Here is a 3,187-nt window from a genome sequence, read left to right as displayed (position 1 = left end):
CATGTTCAATCCAAGCTTGTCTCATAGACAAACTCTTCAAAATTAACGTCTGCACATTTTGGTGGTTACCACAAATCAATCTGAATAAATCCAAATCGATCCGTCGTCTCCAGGATGCACAGACTTTAGCGCCATAACGCTGCCCGCGCATCCCTTCCTTCTGATCTACAATGTCAAAGAACTCTAGGACCGAAGCCCCGAACCGTCCGTTCCGCGTCGCCGTCTCGTTGGCGCCGCACCCCGTCGGTGGAGGCGGGTTATAGGGCCCCAATACAAACCTGTAAACACCTTTTTTCGAGATTTATGGAGATTTTCGGCGATTGTTTTTTCCAGCCCCGAAACGGTCCGCACAAACCCTTGGCTTTCGGGGGTTTCACGTAGAAAACCGATCCTTGCATAGCTCGACCCACATCAGCGCATAACGCCGAAAACCAACGGGAAAAACGACTCTGCGTCCTTGATTACAATATGGAGTCCAATGACTTCGCATCGAAAACGAAAAACGAAACGCTCAAATCGCAACAAGATTTTCGCTTTTTCACACAATCCAAGTCGCGTAAGAGAATCGCATCGATGTTCTTTGCACCACCAAGGTCACCAATGGCCATCCGCCAGATGTGTTCGGTGTTGCAGCCCCACATATATAAAGGCCCGTATCCTTGATCGAGATCCCGCACATTGTCGCCCATCGTGGCGCTTCGATTGAAGCCCCGGAAAATACCATTGCTGCATTCCGCGTTGCCGGTGCACGCGGGGCCAAATGGATTGAATGCGATGTCACATTAAGTTCTGACAACAAGTGCGTCCTTATTCACGACGATACACTTGAACGCACCACCAATGGCACGGGGCCGATTCACCACAGCGATTTCGAAACTCTTCGCAACCTTGATGCCGGCGGATGGTTTTCAGACATATATAAAGGTGAACGTATCCCGACCCTGTCCGATACGCTTGAGACCCTGTACTTCATGGATATGGGCGCCAATCTTGAGATCAAGCCGTCGGGCTGCGATCCGGTCCGTCTGTGCGAAGAAGTCATCAAAGAGCTTGGCACGTCCAAGACCGTCCCGCCGATTCTGATTTCAAGTTTCGATGACACTGCGGTTGCCCATATGCGCAAGCACATGCCCGACCTGCCATGCGGTTGGTTGCTTGAAACGCTGCCGGAAAACTGGAAAGCAGAATATGAGCGCCTTGGCGCATCCGCCATTCATATCGACCACAAGGCCCTGACACCGGTCAGTGCTGCCGAGATTGTCGATGCCGGTGTGCCGTTGGTTTGCTATACCATTAATGACGTTGAACGCGCCAAGGAGCTGTTTTCCTGGGGAGCCACATCGGTCATTACCGATGATCCGGCCAAATTGCTGATGGCCATTCCCCGGCGACCGTTCGCCGCCCACAGATAGACCCCGTATAAAACTTAAACGGGGCAAAACGGCATCAGAGGGCGGACCGCCACCACGATCCCGACGACTGATTGCCAGATAAAGATAACAGGAAACAGTCCAATGACGCTTGCCCCACAAGATGGTGCCGCGGGTCCGCCGCCCCCCATTGATCCGGCGACTTCGCCAACCCCGCTTTATCCCAACAACCGGGTAAAGCGCCATCTGAGCGAACTTTTCAGGCTGGCTCTGCCGGTAACGATCGCACGCCTTGGCATGCTGATCATGGCCGTCGTCGATACCATTGTCGTTGGTAACTATGACAGTGCGGCACTGGCTTATCTTAATATCGCGCATGCACCTTTTACTTCCTTGATGGTGACGGGCATCGGGCTTCTGACCGGGGTCATGGTGATGACATCGCATGCCAAGGGCCGTGATAACCTGATGGCCGCCGGTGCGGTTTGGCGTAACGCCATGCCCTATGCCATTTTGATCAGCATCCTGTTTACCATTCTGACCATGCAGTCGGACTGGCTGTTTGCCATTACCGGCCAGCCAGCCGAGATCACTGATCATGCCGGCGATCTTGCCATGATCCTGGCAATCGGCATGCCCGCAGCCCTCATTTACATTACCTGCGCCTTCTTCCTTGAAGGATTGCAGCGCCCGCTGCCGGGCATGGTGATGATGATTGGCGCGAACTTCATCAACCTTGTTCTGGATTACGGGTTGGTCTATGGCGCCTTTGGCCTGCCGGAACTGGGGGCCGAAGGTGCGGCATGGACATCGAGTATCATCCGCTGGATCATGGCGCTTAGTTTGCTTTGCTATATCCTGTTGATGAAAAGCCATCACCTGTATGGCATCCGCAATGGCTTTGCCGGGTGGTGGCGCGGATCACGCGATGCCCGTCATCTGGGATATGCCGCCGGCGCCAGTCAGGGCATGGAAACCGGCGCCTTTGCCGCCATGCAGCTTTTCGCCGGGCGCCTTGGCGTAATTGCCGCGGCGAGCTACGGCATTAGCATGACGCTTCTGGCGTTGATGTTCATGGTCGCCCTTGGTCTGGCCTTGGCAACATCGGTTCGGGTTGGCATTGCCTATGGCAGGCGGGATCGACCGGACATGGCGCTTGCCGGATGGATCGGTCTTCTCACCACCATGATTGTGATGCTGGGGCTGAGCATTCCGCTGTATCTGTTTCCGAATGCGGTTGCCCATCTGTTTACGCAAGACCTTGCCGTGATTACGACGACAGTGTCTGTCCTGGTCCTGATGCCGATCATTTTCCCGACAGATGGCGGGCAGAATGCCGCGATCAGTGCACTTCGCGGCGCCGGGGACAAATGGGCACCGACGGTTTTGCATCTGGTGTCCTATGTCTTTGTCATGATCCCGGTAGGGTATTACCTGTCCTTCACGCTTGAGATGGGTGTGCCAGGCTTGTTCTGGGGCATTGCGATTGCAAGCCTTGTCGCCGTCAGTGGACTGGCGATCCGGTTCCTGATCGTGTCATCGCGCGAGATCCCGGAACATCCCGATCAGATATAAGTCACATCAAGTAGCCACTAAAAAAGCAGCGGTATTAGCCGTCAAGTATTAAAGCATAATGGTCACGCATTCTCGCATTGAGGATGGTGACCATTTTTCTGACGACAGCAATCACAGCAACCTTGCCGGGTTTTCCGTTTTCAGTCAGGCGTTTGTAGAAGTCGCGTAGCAGAGGATCGAAGCGTATTGCCGGTAATGCAGCATAGTAAAGAGCATTGCGCACTTCCAAACGTCCGCCGCCA

Annotated in this window: 2 protein-coding genes and 1 pseudogene; 2 read left to right on the top strand and 1 reads right to left on the bottom strand. The window is 54.2% G+C overall.

Annotation, left to right across the window (positions count from 1 at the left end; all coding sequences use genetic code 11):
- Positions 1 to 659 precede the first annotated feature (659 nt).
- Together UF64_RS14295 and UF64_RS14290 are read left to right on the top strand one after the other, a co-directional pair.
- Positions 660 to 1,412: a glycerophosphodiester phosphodiesterase family protein gene (locus UF64_RS14295; protein ID WP_044829304.1), complete on the top strand. Its 753-nt coding sequence runs from the start codon at positions 660 to 662 to the stop codon at positions 1,410 to 1,412.
- 102 nt (positions 1,413 to 1,514) lie between these two features.
- Complete coding sequence (locus tag UF64_RS14290; protein ID WP_044829303.1) at positions 1,515 to 2,945, top strand: MATE family efflux transporter; 1,431 nt, start codon at positions 1,515 to 1,517, stop codon at positions 2,943 to 2,945.
- 34 nt (positions 2,946 to 2,979) lie between these two features.
- Here the strand turns inward: UF64_RS14290 and UF64_RS20570 are convergent.
- Positions 2,980 to 3,187: pseudogene (locus UF64_RS20570) on the bottom strand (IS110 family transposase); the annotation flags it as partial.

This window comes from Thalassospira sp. HJ, assembly GCF_000948415.1.
In the GTDB taxonomy this organism is placed as follows: Bacteria; Pseudomonadota; Alphaproteobacteria; order Rhodospirillales; family Thalassospiraceae; genus Thalassospira.
Note: the sequence above shows the minus strand (reverse complement) of the source record. Positions and strands in the feature narration are given on the sequence as shown.